General features: G+C 59.5%; 19 protein-coding genes. 8 read left to right on the forward strand and 11 right to left on the reverse strand.

The features are described from left to right. Positions 1-74: 74 nt before the first annotated feature. Entirely contained in the window at positions 75-1,184 is a 1,110-nt protein-coding gene (locus EOI86_RS23305; protein WP_127768079.1) for a mandelate racemase/muconate lactonizing enzyme family protein, read from the forward strand. Between the two features lie 63 nt (positions 1,185-1,247). After that, positions 1,248-1,826, forward strand: a complete 579-nt coding sequence (locus EOI86_RS23310; RefSeq protein WP_127768080.1) for a GNAT family N-acetyltransferase — start codon at positions 1,248-1,250, stop codon at positions 1,824-1,826. Here EOI86_RS23310 and EOI86_RS23315 read toward each other — a convergent pair. Next, positions 1,724-2,722, reverse strand: a complete 999-nt coding sequence (locus EOI86_RS23315; RefSeq protein ID WP_205032302.1) for a fatty acid desaturase — start codon at positions 2,720-2,722, stop codon at positions 1,724-1,726. The genes EOI86_RS23310 and EOI86_RS23315 overlap by 103 nt on opposite strands. Before the next feature lie 137 nt (positions 2,723-2,859). Between EOI86_RS23315 and EOI86_RS23320 the strand changes: the two genes are divergently transcribed. Next, positions 2,860-3,726, forward strand: coding sequence for a helix-turn-helix domain-containing protein (locus EOI86_RS23320; RefSeq protein WP_127768081.1), 867 nt, complete (start codon positions 2,860-2,862; stop codon positions 3,724-3,726). 12 nt (positions 3,727-3,738) lie between these two features. Further along, entirely contained in the window at positions 3,739-4,548 is an 810-nt protein-coding gene (locus tag EOI86_RS23325) for a phosphate/phosphite/phosphonate ABC transporter substrate-binding protein (protein WP_127768082.1), read from the forward strand. A gap of 19 nt (positions 4,549-4,567) precedes the next feature. On the opposite strand, the gene EOI86_RS23330 is transcribed toward EOI86_RS23325, so the two are convergent. The 5 genes from EOI86_RS23330 to EOI86_RS23350 form a co-directional block, all read right to left on the reverse strand. Beyond that, positions 4,568-5,080, reverse strand: a complete 513-nt coding sequence (locus EOI86_RS23330; protein WP_127768083.1) for a cyclic nucleotide-binding domain-containing protein — start codon at positions 5,078-5,080, stop codon at positions 4,568-4,570. After that, positions 5,077-5,520, reverse strand: a complete 444-nt coding sequence (locus EOI86_RS23335) for a cyclic nucleotide-binding domain-containing protein (RefSeq protein WP_127768084.1) — start codon at positions 5,518-5,520, stop codon at positions 5,077-5,079. Before EOI86_RS23335 ends, EOI86_RS23330 begins: the two co-directional genes overlap by 4 nt. A gap of 165 nt (positions 5,521-5,685) precedes the next feature. Continuing rightward, the gene (locus EOI86_RS23340) at positions 5,686-6,471 is read right to left on the reverse strand and encodes a protein phosphatase CheZ (RefSeq protein WP_127768085.1); all 786 of its coding nucleotides are present in this window, start codon (positions 6,469-6,471) and stop codon (positions 5,686-5,688) included. 130 nt (positions 6,472-6,601) lie between these two features. Further along, a complete protein-coding gene (serA, locus tag EOI86_RS23345) occupies positions 6,602-7,855 on the reverse strand; it encodes a phosphoglycerate dehydrogenase (RefSeq protein ID WP_127768086.1) in 1,254 nt (417 codons plus the stop codon). 113 nt (positions 7,856-7,968) lie between these two features. Then, entirely contained in the window at positions 7,969-8,880 is a 912-nt protein-coding gene (locus tag EOI86_RS23350) for a hypothetical protein (protein ID WP_127768087.1), read from the reverse strand. Positions 8,881-8,973: 93 nt separating this feature from the next. On the opposite strand from EOI86_RS23350, the gene EOI86_RS23355 reads away from it, so the two are divergent. Continuing rightward, on the forward strand, positions 8,974-9,441 hold the full coding sequence (locus tag EOI86_RS23355; RefSeq protein WP_127768088.1) for an Hpt domain-containing protein: 468 nt from the start codon (positions 8,974-8,976) through the stop codon (positions 9,439-9,441). Between the two features lie 75 nt (positions 9,442-9,516). On the opposite strand, the gene EOI86_RS23360 is transcribed toward EOI86_RS23355, so the two are convergent. Together EOI86_RS23360 and EOI86_RS23365 are read right to left on the reverse strand one after the other, a co-directional pair. Next, positions 9,517-10,653: a DUF2336 domain-containing protein gene (locus tag EOI86_RS23360; protein ID WP_127768089.1), complete on the reverse strand. Its 1,137-nt coding sequence runs from the start codon at positions 10,651-10,653 to the stop codon at positions 9,517-9,519. 86 nt (positions 10,654-10,739) lie between these two features. Continuing rightward, complete coding sequence (locus EOI86_RS23365) at positions 10,740-11,471, reverse strand: response regulator transcription factor (RefSeq protein ID WP_127768090.1); 732 nt, start codon at positions 11,469-11,471, stop codon at positions 10,740-10,742. Positions 11,472-12,126: 655 nt separating this feature from the next. Between EOI86_RS23365 and EOI86_RS23370 the strand changes: the two genes are divergently transcribed. From EOI86_RS23370 to EOI86_RS23380, 3 genes are all read left to right on the forward strand, one after another. Continuing rightward, positions 12,127-13,746, forward strand: a complete 1,620-nt coding sequence (locus EOI86_RS23370; protein WP_127768091.1) for a sigma 54-interacting transcriptional regulator — start codon at positions 12,127-12,129, stop codon at positions 13,744-13,746. Between the two features lie 180 nt (positions 13,747-13,926). Beyond that, a complete protein-coding gene (locus EOI86_RS23375) occupies positions 13,927-14,169 on the forward strand; it encodes a hypothetical protein (protein ID WP_127768092.1) in 243 nt (80 codons plus the stop codon). A gap of 67 nt (positions 14,170-14,236) precedes the next feature. Then, entirely contained in the window at positions 14,237-16,282 is a 2,046-nt protein-coding gene (locus EOI86_RS23380) for a 4Fe-4S dicluster domain-containing protein (RefSeq protein ID WP_127768093.1), read from the forward strand. Between the two features lie 4 nt (positions 16,283-16,286). On the opposite strand, the gene EOI86_RS23385 is transcribed toward EOI86_RS23380, so the two are convergent. The 3 genes from EOI86_RS23385 to EOI86_RS23395 are packed head-to-tail and all read right to left on the reverse strand — an operon-like array spanning position 16,287 to position 19,242. Continuing rightward, entirely contained in the window at positions 16,287-17,051 is a 765-nt protein-coding gene (locus EOI86_RS23385; protein ID WP_127768094.1) for an ABC transporter ATP-binding protein, read from the reverse strand. Next, positions 17,045-18,139 (reverse strand): FecCD family ABC transporter permease, encoded by a 1,095-nt coding sequence (locus EOI86_RS23390; protein ID WP_127768095.1) that lies wholly within the window; start codon positions 18,137-18,139, stop codon positions 17,045-17,047. The genes EOI86_RS23385 and EOI86_RS23390 overlap by 7 nt, the downstream gene beginning before the upstream one ends. Beyond that, complete coding sequence (locus EOI86_RS23395; protein ID WP_127768096.1) at positions 18,136-19,242, reverse strand: ABC transporter substrate-binding protein; 1,107 nt, start codon at positions 19,240-19,242, stop codon at positions 18,136-18,138. Before EOI86_RS23395 ends, EOI86_RS23390 begins: the two co-directional genes overlap by 4 nt. Positions 19,243-19,308: the final 66 nt, after the last annotated feature.

The following is a 19,308-nucleotide window of genomic DNA, read 5'->3' on the forward strand; positions in this document are numbered from 1 at the left end:
CCGGCATTGGGCTGGCCACCGCGGGGCGGCGCACGGCGGAAGAGGGTGTTGGGGACAGTGGGTCACAAACGGGCATGAGAATAGAGCGGATCGAAATCTCCCGGCACTCGCTCACGCTGGAGCCGCCCTTCGCCGCCGCTTGGGACAGCCGCCCGCGCCGCGACTTCATCGTGGATATCGTTCAAGTCTATGCAGATGACGGATCCGTCGGGATCGGGTCCGGCGACAGCATGGCGGGGATCGACGACTATCTCGACCATTTCATCGGCGGGGATCCGCGGGATATGGACCGGCATTTCAAGGTCCTCGACAATATCGCCTTCCATGTCGGCCGACCCTGGCCCTTGGATGTCGCCCTGTGGGATCTGCGCGGAAAGGCGGAAGGCCAGCCGGTCTACAAGCTTCTCGGCGGGACGCAGGGAAGGCTTCGGACATATGCCTCTCTCGGTGTCCTGCGGTCGGAGCCGGATATGGCGGCGCAAGCGCGCCGGTTGGCCGCGGCTGGCTTCCCGGCACTGAAGATCCGCTTCCAACGGCCGGATGTGGCCGAGGATCTGGCTGTCCTTGCCGCGGTTCGGGCCGCCGTCGGCCCCGATATTGAATTGATGGTCGACTGCAACCAGGGTTGGCGCATGCCCTGGGACACCCAACCGCCTTGGACCTATGACAAGGCGTTGACGGTCGCCAGGGCGTTGGAAGGCCTAGGCGTCTATTGGATGGAGGAACCGCTCCATCGCGGCGACTATGCCGGCATGGCGTCGCTGCGGGCCGCGACGGGACTGATGATCGCGGGTGGGGAGATGACCCGCGAATTGCACGAACTGCGCACCCTTGTGGAACGCCGGTGCCTGGATGTCCTGCAACCCGACTGTGCGTTGACCGGCGGGATAACGGGCCTTCACCGTGTCGGGCTATTCGCCAAGCACAATGGGGTCGTCTTCACGCCGCATACCTGGGGCAACGGGATCGGCCTGATGGCGAACCTGCACCTGGCCGCCGGTCTTGGCGGCGCGCCTTACCTGGAATTTCCGTATGACCCCCCGGACTGGACGCCGGACCGGCGAGACTTTCCCCTGGCCCTGCCGCTTTTCCCCGATGCCCAAGGATACATCACCGTGCCGGACGCACCGGGGTTGGGCATCGATTTGAACGAAGAAATGCTGGAGAGAACCCGGATCGGGTAACGATAACCTTGCCGTCCCCGGACGCATATCGAAGAATTAGGTAAAACAAAGTCAGGGGGTTCTATGTCGGGAAATGGTTCGGTCACGATCAGGCATGCGACATCGGCGGACAAGGATGCGGTGGGGGACTTGGCGCACCGGCTGTTGTCCGATGTCGACGCCCCCAGATTCGACCCGCAAGGCTATGCCTCCGTCGCCGCGGACTTGTTGGATTCCGATTCCGGTTTCATCGCCTATCTGGCCGTGACCGGCGGTCGCGATGACGGAGAGTTCACGGAAAAGGTCGTGGGGCTGATCACCCTGGCGGAAACCTGCGCGCTGTTCTCCGGCGGGCATTTCGGCGAGTTGCAGGAATTCTTCATCGATCCGGACTATCGCAGCGGCGGGCTGGGCCAGCGCATGCTGCGCTTCGCGGTCGAGGAAGGGAAACGGCGAAACTGGCAACGCCTGCAGGTCAATGCACCGGCGCCGGAGAAAAGCCAGCGATCCTACGATTTCTACAAAAAGGCGGGGTTCGAGGATATCGGCCCCTTGATGCGTTACTTTCTGGACAAGGACGGGCTGGACAAGGACGGGCTGGACAAGGACGGGCTGGACAAGGACGGGCTGGACAAGGACGGGCTGGACAAAGATGGGGCGTAGACGGGCATGTCCTTTGGTGTCAGCAGGAAGCGCCGCGCGACCTCAGCATATCCCTTGAACACGTAACCGCCATTACGCCGTGCGATGGCTTCCTTGTTCCGTTCGTAGGCGGCGGGGATCTTGTACCACGCCAGTTTCGGCTGGGCGTGATGGACGACGTGAAGGTTGTTGTTGAGATAAAGTAAGCGCGTGAGCCAACTGCCCTCGACCACCGCAGTGCGTTCCTTCTGCGTGGCGCCCGGCCGATGCTCGACGAAAGAGCGCATCAGCAAGAGCGACGTCCCCGGGAAGACGAAGAAGGCGAGATACATCCACACTGGCATGCCGCAAACCCCGACAATCCAGGTCAGCAGGACGGCGACCGCGGCGGCATGGCCACCCCAGATCGCCGCCCTGCTACCCGTACCCCCAACGGCATTGACGAGTTCTGATTTCAGGAAGCCAAACGGGACAAGCACCGGGCCCAGCAGCAGTCGCCCCAGCAACGTATTGTTCGCCGTCAAAAGGGCCTTCGACACGCCCGACAGTGACGCCCAGCGTTCGGCGGGAAGGTAGTAGGATTCCGGGTCATCCAGGGGATCCGCCAATGTCTGGCTACGGTGATGGGCCAGATGCTGTTCCTTATAGATTGGATAGGGGATCCACAAAGAGAGAGGCGGGAAGGCGAGTGCGTCATTAAGCCCTTGATTTCGGGTCGGATGGCCGTGGATCAACTCGTGCTGCAAGTGTCCCTGCCAGCAGGTCACAAAAGCCGCTGCCGGCAGCAGCGCCCACCAGGGCAGATCGGTGCCGAAATACGTCAAAGCCAGCCAGGCCCCGTAGATCATCGTGATCAAAGCCCAAGTCGGCCATTCGATCTCAGTCGTTCTTCGGAATACGGCGGGACCATCACGCACTTTCGAACCTCCTCACGGTTTCATGTTTGACCATGAGGAATTGTTCCTAGCTATGTTGCATTGCGCAATATGATCATAATAAACTGAAAGCCGCATCTGTTGCGTAAAATCACCAGACTGATGGAAAATAAACTAATATGCGGAGTTTTGAGCGGCAGGAGACGGTCAGGGTCTTTCGGGAAAGATTGCATCTGGCGATGGATCGCGCGCATATGTCGAAATCGGGTCTGGCCAGGGCCGTCGGGATAGATCGGTCGACCTTGTCGCAATTGCTGTCCCCGGAAAACGACCGATTGCCGAGGGCCGATACGGTTGCGGGCATCGCCTCCACGCTGCGGGTCAGTCTTGATTGGCTGATGGGACTGACGGCGGATGAGCGATCCCACGCCGCGATTCTGCAGGAATCGATCATTTTTTCCCCGGCGACGCGAAGCCCGGTGGATGAGAACCTGGCACGCTGGCATCAGGAATCCGCAGGACGGAAAGTGCGTTACGTACCTTCATCGCTTCCGGATCTGGCGAAGACCGAACGGACCTTGATCCACGAATATCAGGACTTCGCCTCGAAATCGACGGATCAAGCCATCTTGGCGACGCGTGACAAACGGGCCTATTCGCGTTTGCCGGATACGGATATCGAAGTCTGCATGTCGACCCAGGGGCTGGAAACATTCGCGGCGGGCAAGGGTATCTGGACCGGGTTTGAACTGGATGCGCGGCTGGAACAATTGGCTGAACTTCAGTCACTGTTGCGGGAACTTTATCCCCGCCTGCGTTTGTTTCTGTTCAATGGGCGGACCCATTATGCCGCGCCCTATACCATCTTCGGCATGCAACGCGCGGCGATTTACCTGGGCCAGATGTATTTCGCCTTCACCACACGGGAACATGTGCGGACGCTGACCAATCATTTCGACGATCTGATACGCGCAGCTTCTGTCCAGTCGCACGAGGCGGCGGATTTTGTCGGCGGGCTCTACGAACGCACACAAAATTCTGAATAAGGGGCCAACATCATGACCGGCCGCGTATCCTTGCCCATGTACGACTTGCCCGGCCTGCAGCCGGTTTGGGATGCTTGGTGGCGCGGCATGTGCCGGGCGATGACCGATGCTGGTGTCGGCGGGTTGGACGAAGACCTGACCCGACTTTCCGATCATGTGTCTCATTGGCGCGACCCGGCCATGCGCCTATCCCAGACCTGCGGATATCCGTTTACCTTGGGGCTCGATCGAGACTGGCAGCTTGTTGCGACCCCAATCTTCGCCGTCGATTGGTGCATGGGGCCGAAATATCGGAACCTTGTGCTGGTCCGGCAGGATGATGCGGCGGAAAGATTGGAAGACTTGAAGGGCAGACGTGTTGCCTTCAACAGCGAGGATTCCCATTCCGGCTATAACAGCATCCGCTGGATGATCGCGCCTTGGGCGGAGAAGGGACGGTTCTTTGGTGCATCCGTCCAATCGGGAAGTCATCTTGCCAGCATCAAGGCCTTGGCGGCGGGGGAGGTCGATTGCTGCAGCGTCGATTGTGTCACGTTCGCGCTGATCGCCAAACACGGCATTGTTCCGACAGACGGCTTGCGGGTTGTGGCGGAAGGGCCCTTGGTGCCGGGGCTTCCTTTCATAACCCCCCGTTCGACGCCCGACGCTGCGGTTGAAGACATGCGGTCGGCCTTGATGGCGGCCGTGGCCGAACCAGGCATGGCGAACATAAACGAGACGCTGCTTTTTGACGGTTTCGCGGCGGTTCCGGCTTCGGCGTATAAGGCCATCGCGGAAATGGAATCCGTGGCGGTTGACCAAGGTTATCCTGCGCTGATCTGACCCGGGAGAAACGCGGGGGTCATATTAGGAACGCGTCGTCCTCATCTTCACCATTCCCATCTGTATCGTCAGCTTTGTCCGACTCATGCCCCGCGGATGCGGTTTGTTGATCCATGACGGACGTTTCCAAGGTGCGGGTTCCTTGGGAAAGATCCTGTAATAGGCAGTCCAGGTCCGCCCCCTTTTCGATCATCGAGCGCATATTGGTGGCCAAGATGTTGTAAAGGGCGGCAATGAAGGCGTCCTCTGTCTTCAGCTTTTCCGTAAGCTTGTCGCGGTGAATGACCACGCATTTGGTGGGTAGCTCTGCAACGGCACTGTTCGGCCGTGGCCCAATGGACAGCAGCGCGTGTTCCCCAAAGACCTGGCCAGGGCCTGCATGGCCGATCACCTGCTTCTGGCTGGATGATCTTTCCCGTTGGATTTTAACACGGCCTTCGCGGACGAGGTAGGCCATCCGGCCGACTTCCCCTTCACGAAAGATCGTGTCGCCTTCTTGGTATGACAGGATGGCGATTACATCGCTGCTCATCGCTTGGCGCTCCCCGTCGCCAAGGGGGCGGCGCCATCGTCCTCTTGAGCGACCCGTATCAACTCCTCGGCAATCTTGTTGCTCTGGCCGCCATGCTCGGCAAGCGTCCTGATCATTCGGATCATCATGAGGATCAGCATTCGCACGACCGGATCGGCACGTTGCAATTTCTTCTGGACGACTTCCTTTGGAATCGTGATCAGAACCGTCGGCTCTTCGGCCCGGGCAGCGGCCATGCGGGGGCTGTCGTCGACCAGGGCCATTTCCCCGAAGATCGCGCCTGTTTGCAGCGATCCAAGTTTTACCGTGCTGTCGTCTTTGTTTGTTTTCTCAATCAAGACACGACCGGATTGAATCACATAGGCGTGGTGTCCCGTGTCCCCTTGGCGGAAGATGAAGGCGCCGGCCTTCACACTTCTCCGGTTCAGAATATCGGTCATCCCCGGTGCTCCAATCGCAGCCAATGCAAAACGATAACCCAGGATGGAAGTGATCCAGGCATACAATCCCCCTACCTAACCTTGCTGAAGTATCGGGGTTAACCGCAGCTTCACGCAACAGGGATGTTGTGTCCTTGATTGTACGTCACGAAACCTGGCGCAGGATCAATCGAAGAGCGCGTCAATCTCATCCTGGCTGATGCCCTCGTTTCCGAGTTGCGGACCTTGCAACAGATTGTCGTCGCCATCGGCAGCACCGTCTTCACTGCTGACGCCATCCGCTGGGACGGGCAGATCTTCAAACGCCTGTGCGCCCCAAATAGCGATCATCGCCAGGATCCGATCTTCGATGAAGCGCACTGTCTTGACCACCTTGGTGATCCGCTGGCCCGTAATGTCCTGGAAGTTGCAGGCCTCCAGGATTTGGGTGACCTGATCGTTCAGGTTGTCGACCATCTCGAGCATTTCCTGGTCCTCTTCGGCCAGGACGGCGAGACTGCTGAAACCCGCCTCCAATTTTTCGGTCGCCTCAAGGATGGTCTGGGTAGCTTGCTCGGTCGCCATGACGATGGCGTCGAGCTCGCTATGGGCGCGCTCAATCTTGTCCCCCTCGTTGCCGAAGGGGTGTTTGATCTGGGAAATTTCCTGTTTGGTTTTGGCGATCACGCGAACCATTTGGGCGATTTCGATGCGCACGTCACGTGCCATCTCGTCCATTTCAGGAGATTGCTCTGCCGCGACTGGGGCCGCTGCTGCCGGCATTTGACCCTGCATTTCCTTCAGTTCGCGGACTTCTTCGCGCAATGCCGTTATGGCTTCGAGAATCGCGGCCCCGTCGCCAGCCAGTTGGGCCCCGGTTTGCGGCTCCTCAAAAAAATCGCCGGTATCGACCCTTTGTTTCCGCATCATACGTTCTACGGAAAACTCTTTGCGCGGTGCCGAATTCGACATGTTTGCTCCCCTGCATCGGAATCATTCACAGTGTTATACGTGTTATTTTTCCAATTGGTAAGAGCATGCTAATAGTTACTGGCATGTAACGACAGTTGATGCGGGGATGTTCGGCTTTGGCCGCTTCCGATCAACTAAGACGGTTCAGCACCCGGGCCCGGATCGTGCCGCCAAGAGAGCGGATTTCCTGGACAATTTTTTCCGGGGTGGGGACGTTGCCGTCGGCGTCAAGGACGACGTAACCGATCTCGCCGTCGGTCTGATAATACTGCGCCGCGATGTTCACGTCATGCCGCGCAAAGACGTCGTTCAAGCGGCCCAGCTCCCCGGGCAGGTTGCGTTGCACCTGAATAAAGCGAGTACCCGAGGGCTTCGGCGGCAACTGGACCTGCGGGAAATTCACGGCACCGATGGTCGAGCCGACATCGGAATACTCAACCAGCTTTCTGGCGACTTCATCGCCGATCCGCTCCTGTGCCTCGATCGTCGAACCGCCGACATGGGGGGTCAATATCACATTGTCCAAGTCTTGCAGCGGGGAGGTGAATGCGTCGGCGTTGGAGGATGGTTCCGACGGGAAGACATCGATGGCGGCCCCGCCGAGGCGTCCGTCGCGCAGGGCGTCCGCCAGGGCTTCCAAAACGACAACCGTGCCCCTTGCATTGTTGATCAAGTAGGCGCCGGGCTTCATCCAGGCGATTTCCTGGGGGCCTATCATGTTTCGGGTCGACTCGGTCTCGGGCACATGCAGGCTGACCACATCGCTTTCCTGAAGCAATTCCCGCATTGAACCGACAGGCAGCGCATTCCCGTGGCGCAGTTTGTCCGTATGGTCCAGGTACAGCACCCGCATGCCCATCGCTTCGGCGATGACCGCAAGCTGCGAACCGATGTTTCCGTATCCGATGATGCCGAGCGTCTTGCCGCGAATCTCACTGCTGCCTTCGGCCGATTTGTCCCAACGGCCGGCATGGGCGGCGACGGATTTCGGGAAGGTCCGCCGGAATAGCATGATGATCTCGGCGATGGTCAGTTCCGCCACGCTCCTGGTGTTGGAGAAGGGGGCGTTGAATACCGGAATTCCGCGGTCGCGCGCCGCATCGCCGTCTATCTGATTGGTGCCGACGGAAAAACAGCCGACGGCCGTCAGGCTGGCATTTGCCTCCAAGACCTTGTGCGTGACTTTTGTGCGGGACCGAATGCCGAGGAACCGGACGCCCTCCAGCGACTGGATCAACTCCGGCTCATCCAGGGCGCCCTTTATGCGTTCGACATTCCGGTAGTTCGAGCGCGCCAAGACGTCGTCGGCGGTCGAGGAGATTCCTTCGAGCAGAAGAAACTTGATCTGCTCTTTGGGGAGCGAGGGGTTTTGAATTTGGCTCATCTTTGTCCCGGGAAATGTCGCTATGGTTGCGATGGGTGTCGCTTTGGGGCTGTTCTTCAAGCATGGCCGTCACGCTATGTCTACCAGGAAGCTGCCGGAAACAGCTTTCGGGCCTAAAGGCTACGGGTGTCGATCGTGGTCAGCAGCGCCCCATCCACGGTCGACAAGACGCCCGTGACCGGTTTCAAATTGATTGTTGTGTGGGATTGGCATCGGGTCCCAAACACCTGCCGCGCGTCGCTTCGCACCGGTGTCGCATAGGCACTGGCGGGGAGGGCGATCACGTCCAAGCGCACCTCATTTCTCTCGATCGGTCCGATCTCAGCCGGTAATTCCAAGGGCGCGTCAATTAGACGCTCCCAGCGCACTGCAATATTCATCGTGAAACAGTGCTTGTTCAGCGCGGTTCGAAACGTAATGGCCTTGGGAGGCGAAACATTTTCGTCTTCCCAGGCAAAACGTAATCGTGGTGGGTTGTCCGGTGTCTGGCTTAGGCGCGCGAAAAGCGGCACGGCAACGGGCTTGTCGCGCACCATGTCGATGAGCGCGAGGAACCGCTGATCAGGGTTCGACAATAGTGGGTCCGTCTTGGACGCGAAGTAATCGGCCAGTTCGACAGACAAGTCGGTGTCGCCGTCCAGCCAGAAATTTGCAGCGATTGCCCCGATAACCAAAGCTGACGCTTCCTTGCCGGGTTCCAGTTGCGGAGGCTCAAATAGCCGAATGACGCGGTTCCCGGGCGCTGTAAGCGGCGAATTGACGCCGGGTGGCTCGTCGATCCGAGTTTGGGAAAACGCCTGTGAAGCTGCCGCCACACAGAAAAATGCCGCAGTGATGAGGAGCGCCAGGAAAAAGCGTGGCGCAAACGACAGAAGGCTCAAGGCCTTGGCCTTTTGTCGGTCCTGTGTCGACCAAGTTCGGTGCAGGATACCGCGCTTAAAATCAACCGGAACGGGCGGTAATCTAACCTGATCTGCTTTTGTTACCAAAATATGTAGCTTGCTCAAGGGGATGATACCGTGCAAAGCTGATTCATCCTTCAGGAGGTTATTGGGTCATTCGCCGATGGGACCGCCGGTAAGCGGTTTGCCCAACGGGGGGTAGAGGAGTGTTTTGCGGTGAATGCGACAACTGATCAAGCATTCAACGAGCGGTCACGACGCCAATCCGGCATCAGTCTTCGCAAACCGAAACAGGAAATGAATTCCGCTTCGGGCGAGGAATTGTTCGAGGGGCTCGACTCCATGGACAAGGAGAAGATTGCCGGGCTGCACAAGGTGTTCGCCGCTGCCGATTTCCGCAGCCTGATAGAAATGGTCCATAAATGCATCTCGACCGAATTGGCCAGCGTCGAAGACTCGCTTTCCCGGCAGGATGTCGGCACTGCGATGATTGCGGCTCATAAGATAACGGGCTCGTCCGGCAATTATGCGCTCAACAAGGTATCGAAATCCGCCGCTAAACTCTCCGATGCCCTGAGCAATGGGGGGCGTGACGATGTCGACTCGGCCCTGGCTGATCTGCGGACCCATTCCCATGCGGCGATCATCGATTTGGAAGCATTGCTTTCGCGCTTGCCGGCTTAGAGCTGCGCATAGGTTTTGTTCGGGCGGCGTCCGACCGGAGCCCGATTTTCCAAACTCACAATTCGCTCTTTAAGATTAAGACGCTTGGCTCGACGCTGCCGCAGCGCGCTTTACCTGCTGGGTCAATGCCCGTGGCGATTTCCGCCAATGCATAACGGTCCGCATCGCCTGGCGTGAATCCAGGTCGCGATATAGCGATAGAACTTCCTTGAACTTGTTGCGGTCCAATTCGAAATTCTCGCCCTTCAGTACCGCCACCGTGCGAGAGAAGGTAAGGGGATCCGCACCCTTGGCCTTGTACAAGGTGGCCAGCAGTGTCGGGTCGTCTTCCAGCAAAATCGTCCGCACCGCGGCGCCTGGAAGCTGCGACCAATGTTCCACCAAACGCTGGGCCGTCGTGACGTCGCCGTTCCGCAGGGCATTTATGATTTGTTGTTCCAGGCGTCCCGAAGGACCGTCCGAACTTTCCGTATCGGGTGGCGGGGCCGGCGGTTTGTGGGCGCGCCGCCGCTGCGACATTTCCTGCAGCGACGCATCGCGGGCCCTGTCCGCAATCTCTGTAAGATCGTCTATCGACATCGACCATTTTGCCGAAATCGACACGAGCAGCGCCTCGGAAACCAGCGAAACCACTTTTTCGATCGCCGGCCACGGTGTGTCCTGGCGATTGACGAGGGGCTCGTGCAGGTCCGTCGTCGACGCGCAAAGGTCGGCGATCTTCAGGAAGGATTTCTCTGAAACGTCGGCTGTGTGGTTGCGTAGCAGGGTGGTCAGCGCCTTCACATCGCCCGTATCGACGATGGCTGCTGAAACCATTTCCGAAAGCCGCGCCCTGATGGCGATGGCGCTGCGATGATCGGTCGTCCGGTTCGTGACGATGTCGATCAGATCTTCATCGAGCAGAACGGCGCTGCGTGTCAGAATGGGGCGGGCAATCTCAATCTCGTCATTACCTAGGACGACGATCAACTGATGGGGTGCATCCAGTCGGCGCGCCAATTCCTCGGCGAATTTGGAACGCACCACCGTTTCCACATCCCGAACGATCAGTTCGTAGATTTGGGAAATCAATTCCCATTCCATTTCGGTCGGAGGGGCGTCCTGACTTTGAAGAAGTCCGGTCAAATGCTCGCCCAACTGGCCGCGTGCAGCCGGTGTCTTCGCCATGGCAAGCTTTTGCATTTCCTGAAGACGGTCCTGGATCGGCATCATCGACCGACCCCTATTCCCAGGCACGGTCGCACGATGGAACGGTCGAAGAACCGCCGATCGCCTATGCCACGCCTGTAAATCATCTGTTAGGCACCCTTATCCTGGTTTCGCGTCACATCGATTAGGCGATAGCCGATGCCGCGAACCGTTTCGATGATCAGAGTGTCGTTATGATGCTCCCGCAGTTTTGCGCGAATACGGCTGATGAGCGTGTCGACCGTGCGGTCCGACGTATCGGCGCTGTTCGCGCTGACCACGTCCAACAGAAAGTCGCGACTGACCGGCGCGCCGCGATACTTCAACAGCGCACTCAAAAGGTCGAACTCACCGCGCGTTACGCGGACCATGTTACCATCGTCTTCGGTGATTTCACGCCGGGTCAGATCGACAAGCCACTTGCCCAGTCTGACGGGGCCTGCGCTGTCGTTTCCACTTTGCTTTTCCGTCGCGCGGCGCAAGACAGTCCGGACACGGGCTCGCAGTTCCGGCAGGCTAAAGGGCTTGGCGACATAGTCGTCCGCGCCCAGTTCCAACCCCAGGACTGTGTCGATTTCGGTCGACCGCGACGTGACCATGATAACCGGCGTAGCGGGGTAGTTTGCGCGAACTTCGCGCAATACTTCGAACCCATCGTCGTCCGGTAAGTTTACGTCCATCAAAACCACGTCGAATTCACGAGAACTGATTTCCAGTCTTGCCGACATGCCGTCCTCGCAAGCCGTCACCATAAATCCCTCATTCCTAAAATAGGTCGTAATGAGGGCGCGGGTAGCTTCTTCGTCTTCGACAACGAGGAGAGAATTTTTATGTGATGCCACCGTGTTCTCTCAACTGTTGCCGTGTTTGCATACTCTACCAGCCACAAACACAGAATGTGCTGCGGCAGGGCGCGTCCAACCTCGTTCCATTTTATCCCCTCCCGGGCGTACCCTTGGGCCGACCGCAATTGTGTTCTCATTAGGGGGCGCCGTGTGAGCGCTCGAGTCATACAAACACAGTATGTGTACCATGCTTGGGTCCAGTAAATACATTTTTCATACGTGTCATTGTTAACTAGCAGACACAATCTCAAGAGGATACGCGCTACCGTTAACAATTGCACAAAGATTTAGACAAAACTTAAGCATTCGTTAAAGCCTCCACTTTGAATTTAAAGTGAAAATCCATGGGACGAACCAGTGACCACATGTAGGCGAGTGTCAATCTAAAGAGTGATTCTGGGATTATGCTACCGCATTTTACGGTGCGGCCTAAACTGCGGTCCGGCCGCGAATTTCGGTTGGTTCGGGCGACCTGATTTCGTGAATCGGGCCCGCGCAAACGAGTCCGGAAAAGCACGTGGCGCTATGAGTAGAGCGTGGACACTTGCCTGTAATTGTCGTTGTCGTGGACAGTCGACCCGGCGGATGCCTAAGATGCAAGGGGTGTTCCTTCTTGCTGTTTTGATTGTGGTTGGAATAGGTGACGGATGTCATGAGATCAGGGCGAACCATTGGGGCCATATTGCTGGCGAAGAGCGGGCATGTGGCGGTCTTCGGGCCGTTATCGGATCCCCGACTGGGGGCCATGGTCCTGGAGCGCAAATGGCTCGCCGAGATAAAGCGGCGCCGGATAGCAACTTTGTCTCTCGACGGAAAAAGCTACACGATATTTTGCATTCCCACGGACGCGGGTGAGCTATTGCTCTTCAATACCGGTGTCGGCGATGCGCTCACGACATTCCTTGCGACCGTCGATTTTGCCTTTGATGCTCTGACCGATCTAATCGACGACCCCGACTGCGCAATGACCGTGATCGACCGGGAAGGGCGCCTCTCCTACTTGTCGCCCCGTCATGAGACTTTTTTCGGGACCGATCTGCAGGGCGGATTGGGCGGCAGCGCGCGGGATGTCATCGGAAATACCCAATTGGACCGCGTTCTGGGTACCGGTAAGGCGGAACGGGGCGATGTCCAAAATATTGACGGCGTCAGCAGGCCGATCGTGCGGATACCGGTTTCGCAGGACGGCAAAGTCGTCGGGGCGATTGGCAGGATCGCCCTGGAAGCCCCCGATGAAATCGAAGGGCTGACACGGAGGATCAATGAGCTTGAGCGCGATGTGGCCTTCTTTCGTCGGCTGTCAGGCACCGGTCAGGTCGATATCGCGGGTGAAGAAGCCATTATCGGCGGGTCGGACAATGCCCGACGAGTAAGGATGGATGCGGCGAAGGCCGCCCCTTTGGGCAATCCCGTTCTGATCCGCGGTGAAGCAGGCACGGACACAGCCCAGATCGCCTATGCAATTCACCGGACCGGGCCGCGCCGGGAAGGACCTTTCGTGATCGTCAATGCAGCGGCCTTGCCATCCTCTATGTTGGAAATTGAATTGTTCGGCTGTGAACTGGGTGCCATTCCCGGGGCCGACAAGAAGGCGGCCAAAGGCGCGGTCGAACGGGCAAATGACGGGACGCTTTTTATCGAAGGGGTTTCGACCCTTTCCCTGTCGCACCAGCAGGCATTGTTGGACGCGCTTCAACGGCGGGAGGTAATGCGGATCGGCGCGGCGCAAGGTCGAAAGGCCGATGTCAGACTCATTGCGGCCAGTTCCAGAAACCTGCATGGACTTGTGGAATCCGGCGCGATGTTGCCGGCCTTCCTGGACCGCATCAGCCCGATTGTCATAGACGTGGCACCGTTGCGAGGACGTTTGGACGACCTGCCGGATTTGCTGTCGGATATTCTGAAGGCGGTGGCCATGCGCCATCACCATGCCGTGCCCGCTATTGCGGATGACGTCGTGCCTTTTTTGAAAGGACAGGGCTGGCCCGGCAACGACCTGGAGCTTCGCCAGGCGGTCGAGCGGGCCTTCGCCGTCGGGGACGGCGAGACCCTGCGCATGGCGGATTTCGTTCCGCGGCGCGGACGGGTTCGGTCGGTTGATGCGGCCGTCGCCCCGACGGGAAGCGGGTTGCATGCGGCGACCGAAGCGCTTGGCATGGATTTGATCTACGATGCTTTGGAACGGTGCGGCGGAAACAAGAAGAAGGCCGCGGCCCAGTTGGGGATTTCCCGGTCATACCTTTATAAGCGGTTGGCCGAAGCAAAGGCCTGACCCGTCCTGATTCAACTCTCTTTTTTTGTCCCGGTCCAGCACCGGCGTTCCACCGCCCGGTTGGGTGCGTTCGCGTATTATTGCCATTGTTTTGATTAGGCCTAAATTGGTATCACAAGAACAAGATGAACAGTGGCAAGGTCCGGCGCCGAGGGCGGTACGCGACCTTTGGGAGGGGATATGACGGATCAAATGCATGTCTATGCGTTGGATTGCTATCCGGATCCCAACGGGGATCCTTCGGTGGTGATGATCGTCGCTGCGCGTTCTGAAACAGATGCGGTGGAACTGGCTTTCACCCACCCGAACGCCGCGCAGTACAAAGCCGTGCAACTCAATCCAAAGAGCAAGCCGGGGCGGGCGATCACCATCGACCGGGGTGTGCATGGTTTTGTAAGTTGGCGCGCCTATAAAGCGCTTTGAATGTGCAACCGTTGCCGACGGGTTCTTTCCGGGGTCGGCGCAAACTAATCTTATTATGGGTGGAAGTATGACGGATGCGGGCGGCGCGCCTGAGCGGCAAGAGAAGGTTCTGATCTGCGATTGCGAAGGAACGATGACCCTGGACCGCAAGGCGCTGGAAGGCGGGTTCGCCGAAGGCTGCGCCAAAGCCGGTTTTACGCAATTGTGCCGGGGAGAACTCAGTCAATTCATTGACCAGGCCCGGACTGCATCAGGGCTGATGGTCGCGTGCACTCAGGAACAGCAAACCTTTCACGAAGCGCTGGGGGAGGCGGATATAGATCTCCAGCCGTCTTTCGTGAATATCCGCGAACAGGCGGGTTGGTCCGAACAAGGAAGTAAGTCTGCGCCCAAAATGCGCGCCCTGCTGACAGCGGCCGAGGTTCGAATGCCGGATGTCCCGACAATCGACATGGCATCTGCTGGCGTGTGCCTGATTTACGGGGCGGGCGATGTCGCGCTTGAAGCGGCATCGCTGCTGAAGGACCGGTTGAACGTCTCCCTCTTGCTCACCGATGCCGGCGACCTCATGCCTCTGGGCGCGATGGATCTGATGATCGCGGCGGGGCGGATCGCCGGGGCGACCGGTCACCTGGGTGATTTCGAAATCCACGTGAACGGCTACGCGCCTGTCAGGCCCTCCTCGAAGGATGGGCTGCAGTTCGACATCAAGCGGGACGGGGCCGCGGCAAGGTGTGACCTGATCGTCGACTTGTCGGGCGGCGCGCCGCTTTTCCCGTCCCATGAACGCCGCGACGGCTATTTCAAGCTGGACCCGGAAGACCGACCCGGGCTGTACAAGGTGTTGTTCGACATCGCCGATATGGTGGGCGAGTTCGAAAAGCCGAGATATGTGGATTTCCAGGATGCCCTATGCGCCCATTCGCGTAGCCGGGTTACGGGATGCACCCGCTGCCTCGATGTCTGCCCGGCCTCTGCCATCAAGCCGGACGGCGACCATGTCACCATCGATCCCTATCTGTGCGGCGGCTGCGGCGCGTGTAACAGCGTCTGCCCGACCGGCGCGGCAGGTTATGCGGCTCCCTCGACGGAAGCCCTGTTGCGGCGTGTGCGGACCCTGTTGTCCAGCTACGCGCAGGCGGGCGGCAAGGGCGCGGTTCTGCTGGTTCACGATCCTCGGCACGGGCCAGCGGCGATCGAAGCGATGGCGCGCTACGGGCGCGGTTTGCCGGCCGATGTTTTGCCTTTCGAAGTTAACGAAATCACGCAGGTCGGACTCGATTTCCTGCTTCCCGCCTTGGCCTATGGCGCCGACGGCATCGTCATCATGGGACCGACCGCAAAGCGGTCTGAAATCGACGGGCTTGCGGGGCAGGTCGCCATGGCGGAAGCGGTCGCGACCGGCCTTGGCTATGACAGTGGATTGGTGTCGCTTGTTCTGGAGGACGACCCCCAACCGGTCGAAGACCTATTATATGCCATGCCTGCCGTAGCGTCGGATCGGGCCGCAGCATCCTTCAACCCACAGGCACAAAAGCGCACCAATATCCGTTCCGCCTCGACGCATCTGCATGCCCATGCGCCAGCGCCGGTCGACAATATCCGGCTGCCGGCGGGCGCCCCGTTCGGCGCGGTTCGTGTCGATACCGACGGCTGCACGCTGTGCCTTTCCTGCGTCAGTTCCTGTCCCACCGGCGCGCTGACGGACAACCCCGACAAGCCCCAACTCGGGTTCCAGGAATCCGCCTGTATTCAGTGCGGGTTGTGCAAAAGCACCTGTCCCGAGAAGGTCATCACCCTTGAGCCGCGGTTCAATTTCGCCGCGAACGCGGTCGAGCGGCACGTGGTGTATGAGGAAGAACCGTTCGAATGCGTTTCCTGCGGCAAGCCATTCGCGTCCAAGAGCACGATCGAGAAGATGGTGAAAACCTTGGCCGAGAAGCACTGGATGTTCCAAGGGGCGGCCGCCGAAAAGCTGAAAATGTGCGAGGATTGCCGCGTGCAGGCCCAGTTCAACGAACCCGGTGGGCCGATGAAACTGGGTGAGCGCCCGACGCCGCGCACGACGGAGGACTATCTCCGCGAGCGCGAGGAAGAAAACGGTAAAAACTAGGCCGTTAGGCGCAGGGCCTTAGCGGCGTAATGCTCAGGAACCCGGCGTGCGTTCGCGCGACGGAAGCCTCGACACCGTAGACATCGCGCAGCCTCTCCTCCGTCAGGACATCGCCCGCCGGGCCGCTGGCCACGACCGTTCCCCCAGACAGGCAGATGATTTCCTGCGCGAATTGCGCCGCCAGGGACAGGTCGTGCATGGCGGCGATGGCGACCACGCCCCGTTCACGCGCATGGTCGCGAACGGCGTTCAAGACGACCAACTGATGCCGCAGGTCCAGGGCCGCCGTCGGTTCGTCCAGCAGCAGGACGTCGGGGTCGCGGAACAGGGCCTGTGCCAAGAAGACCAATTGCTTCTGACCGCCGCTCAAGGCGTCCAGTGATCGGCTTTCAAGATGCCCGATACCGAAGCGGTTCAGCAGCGCCAGGGCCTCGGTAGGAAGATGGGCCGGTACGGAAAGACCGAGCGAACGCAGCCTGCCGAGCAGAACGACCTCCAGCACCGTCAGGGAGGAAGCCCCCCCGACATCCTGCGGCATGTAGGAAACGGTCTTGCTGCGCTGGCGTTGCGGGATTTCCAGTCCGCAAAGGGCAATGCTGCCGGTTGCCGGGATCAATCCGGCGATGGCCTTCAAGAAGGTCGACTTGCCGGTACCGTTCGGACCGATCAGCACGGTCAATCCGCCGGGCCTCGCGCAGGCCGACGCGCCGGCGATGATCGTGGTTGGGCCGTATCCTGCCGTTAGGGATTGTATATTGAGTGTCACCATAACCTCCGTCGGCGGTCCAGGATCAGGAAATACAGGAAAGGCACGCCGATCACCGCCGTTACGATACCGATGGGAACGACGGTGCCGGGAGACAGGATTTTGGAAACGATGGAAGATCCGACCATGATGATCGCGCCCATCGCCGCTGCCATTGGAACCAGAATGCGTTGATCCTCCCCGACCAGCATGCGCGCAATATGCGGCGCGACCAGGCCCACGAAACCGATCGTGCCAACGAAAGAAACGGCACCGGCGGTCAGCAGGGCAACCACCGCGAAGACCCGCATGCGCAGGTGGCGGACATCGACCCCTATGGCGGAAGCACGGTCATCCCCCAGACGCAGCGCGGTCAGACGCCAGAAATCGGGCACCAGCGCGACGGCGCCAAACAGAACGATCACGGCGGTGATGCCGACATTCGACCAATTCGCCTTCAACAGGGACCCGAACAGCCAGAAGACGATCTGCTGCAACACTTCGGGGGAGGCGAGGTACTGCACCATCGATTGCAGCGACTGAAATAGGAACATCGTCGCGATCCCGGCCAGAACCATGACTTCCGCGCTCATCCCGCGGATGCGGGAAAACCCGAACACCGTGACAGCGGCCAAGGCGGCCATCACGAAGGCCGCTACCGGAATGGTCAGGTGCGGTAGCATCGGCAGGCTGACGCCCAGCAGAATAACCGCCGCCGCCCCGAAACCCGCGGCCGCCGAAAATCCCAGGGTGAAGGGACTGGCCAGGGGATTGCCCAGGATCGTCTGCATATGGGTACCCGCGATCCCCAATCCCGCGCCAACAAGGATGGCCATGCAAGTCATCGGCAGGCGAATGGCGTAAACGATGGCTTGTGTCGTCTTGTCCGCCGTTTGCGGGGCGAAAATGGTATTCAGAACTTCGCCCACCCCCAGAAAGGCGGGGCCGATCAGGATGTCCGCCAGGGACAAGACCGCCAACGCGCCAAGCGCGACGGCCAGGATACCCATACGACGGGCGATAAGCCGGCCATAGCTTCCGGACGGTGACGGCCCGACTGTTGAAGAATGGGACGCCCGGTCAAGGGCGCCCCGTTCTGTTGCCGTGCTCATCGTGGAAGCTGCGTCATGTAAGTGCCGTCCGCCGGGATCGGCAGATAGGTCGCGAAGAAGCGCTTCAACGTTTCCTGCGGGTCCACATCCGCGAAGGCGTCCGGATGCAAAACCTTGGCGACATACTGCAGGAAGGCGTAGTCGTAGAGCGTCCGGGCGCCGCCGTGGTAAAGGGCATAGACATCGCCGGTCTCTACTGCGGCCAGGCCGGACCAGCCGACACGCTGGGTGAACGGGCGCATCCTTTCATAGGTGAATGACGCGTCGACGCCGGGTCCCATGACGATCGCGCGGTCGCGGCCCGCCCAACCGGATCCGCCAAAGAAGATCACCTGCGGGTTCTTGCCCAGGACGTATTCCGGGCTGAGTGGCCCCCAATTGGAGACCTGGCCCAGCGCGATATTGTCGCCCCCGGCCATGGCGATGACGCCGCCCCACATCTTTTCCCCATAGCTGTTACCCATGGTATCGGGATCCTTGTTCCCGATTTCGACATAGACCCGCTTGATGGGTTCCTTGGAAGATGCGACGCGGGCGCGAACATCGGCAACCGCCGCCTCATACTCCTCGGCCAGTTGCGTGGCGCGCGCTTCGCTATCCATCACCTTGCCGATGATATGCGTGGAAGAGACGTGTTTCTCGACCGTCTGGGCGTTGTAATCGACGACGACGACAGGAATGCCGGCGGCCTCGAACTTTGACGCGGCATCGCCCATCATTTTGAACTGCCAGGCGGCCAGAATGGCGACATCCGGCTTGGTGGCGACGGCAGTCTCGATGGAGAAAGTGCCCGCCTCGAACTCCCCGATATCGGTCAGTTCCAGAATGCGGGGTATGGTCTTGGAATAGGCTTTCCATTGCAGGTTCCGCCAGCCTTCCCAGGTATCCTTGGAAATGGCGACGACCCGCTCATACGCATCCGGGCCGACGATGGCCAGAAAGTCCTCGAAATAAAAGCCCAACAACACGCGTTCGACACGGTCGGGCACCTCGACCTCCCGTCCCAAAACGTCGGTTACGGTCTCGGCTTGGGCCTTGGTGGTGACAAGCATGGTTATGGCGATCGCCGCCGCGGCGATGCCGTGCACAAGTTTGTACGACATAAATAAGTCCTTTTTGAACAAGCATATTGGGTCCGCCAAAGGGATGGGCGGACAGCTATTTCAGGG

Origin of the sequence: Hwanghaeella grinnelliae, assembly GCF_004005845.1 — a bacterium.
Classification (GTDB): Bacteria; Pseudomonadota; Alphaproteobacteria; order UBA8366; family Aestuariispiraceae; genus Hwanghaeella; species Hwanghaeella grinnelliae.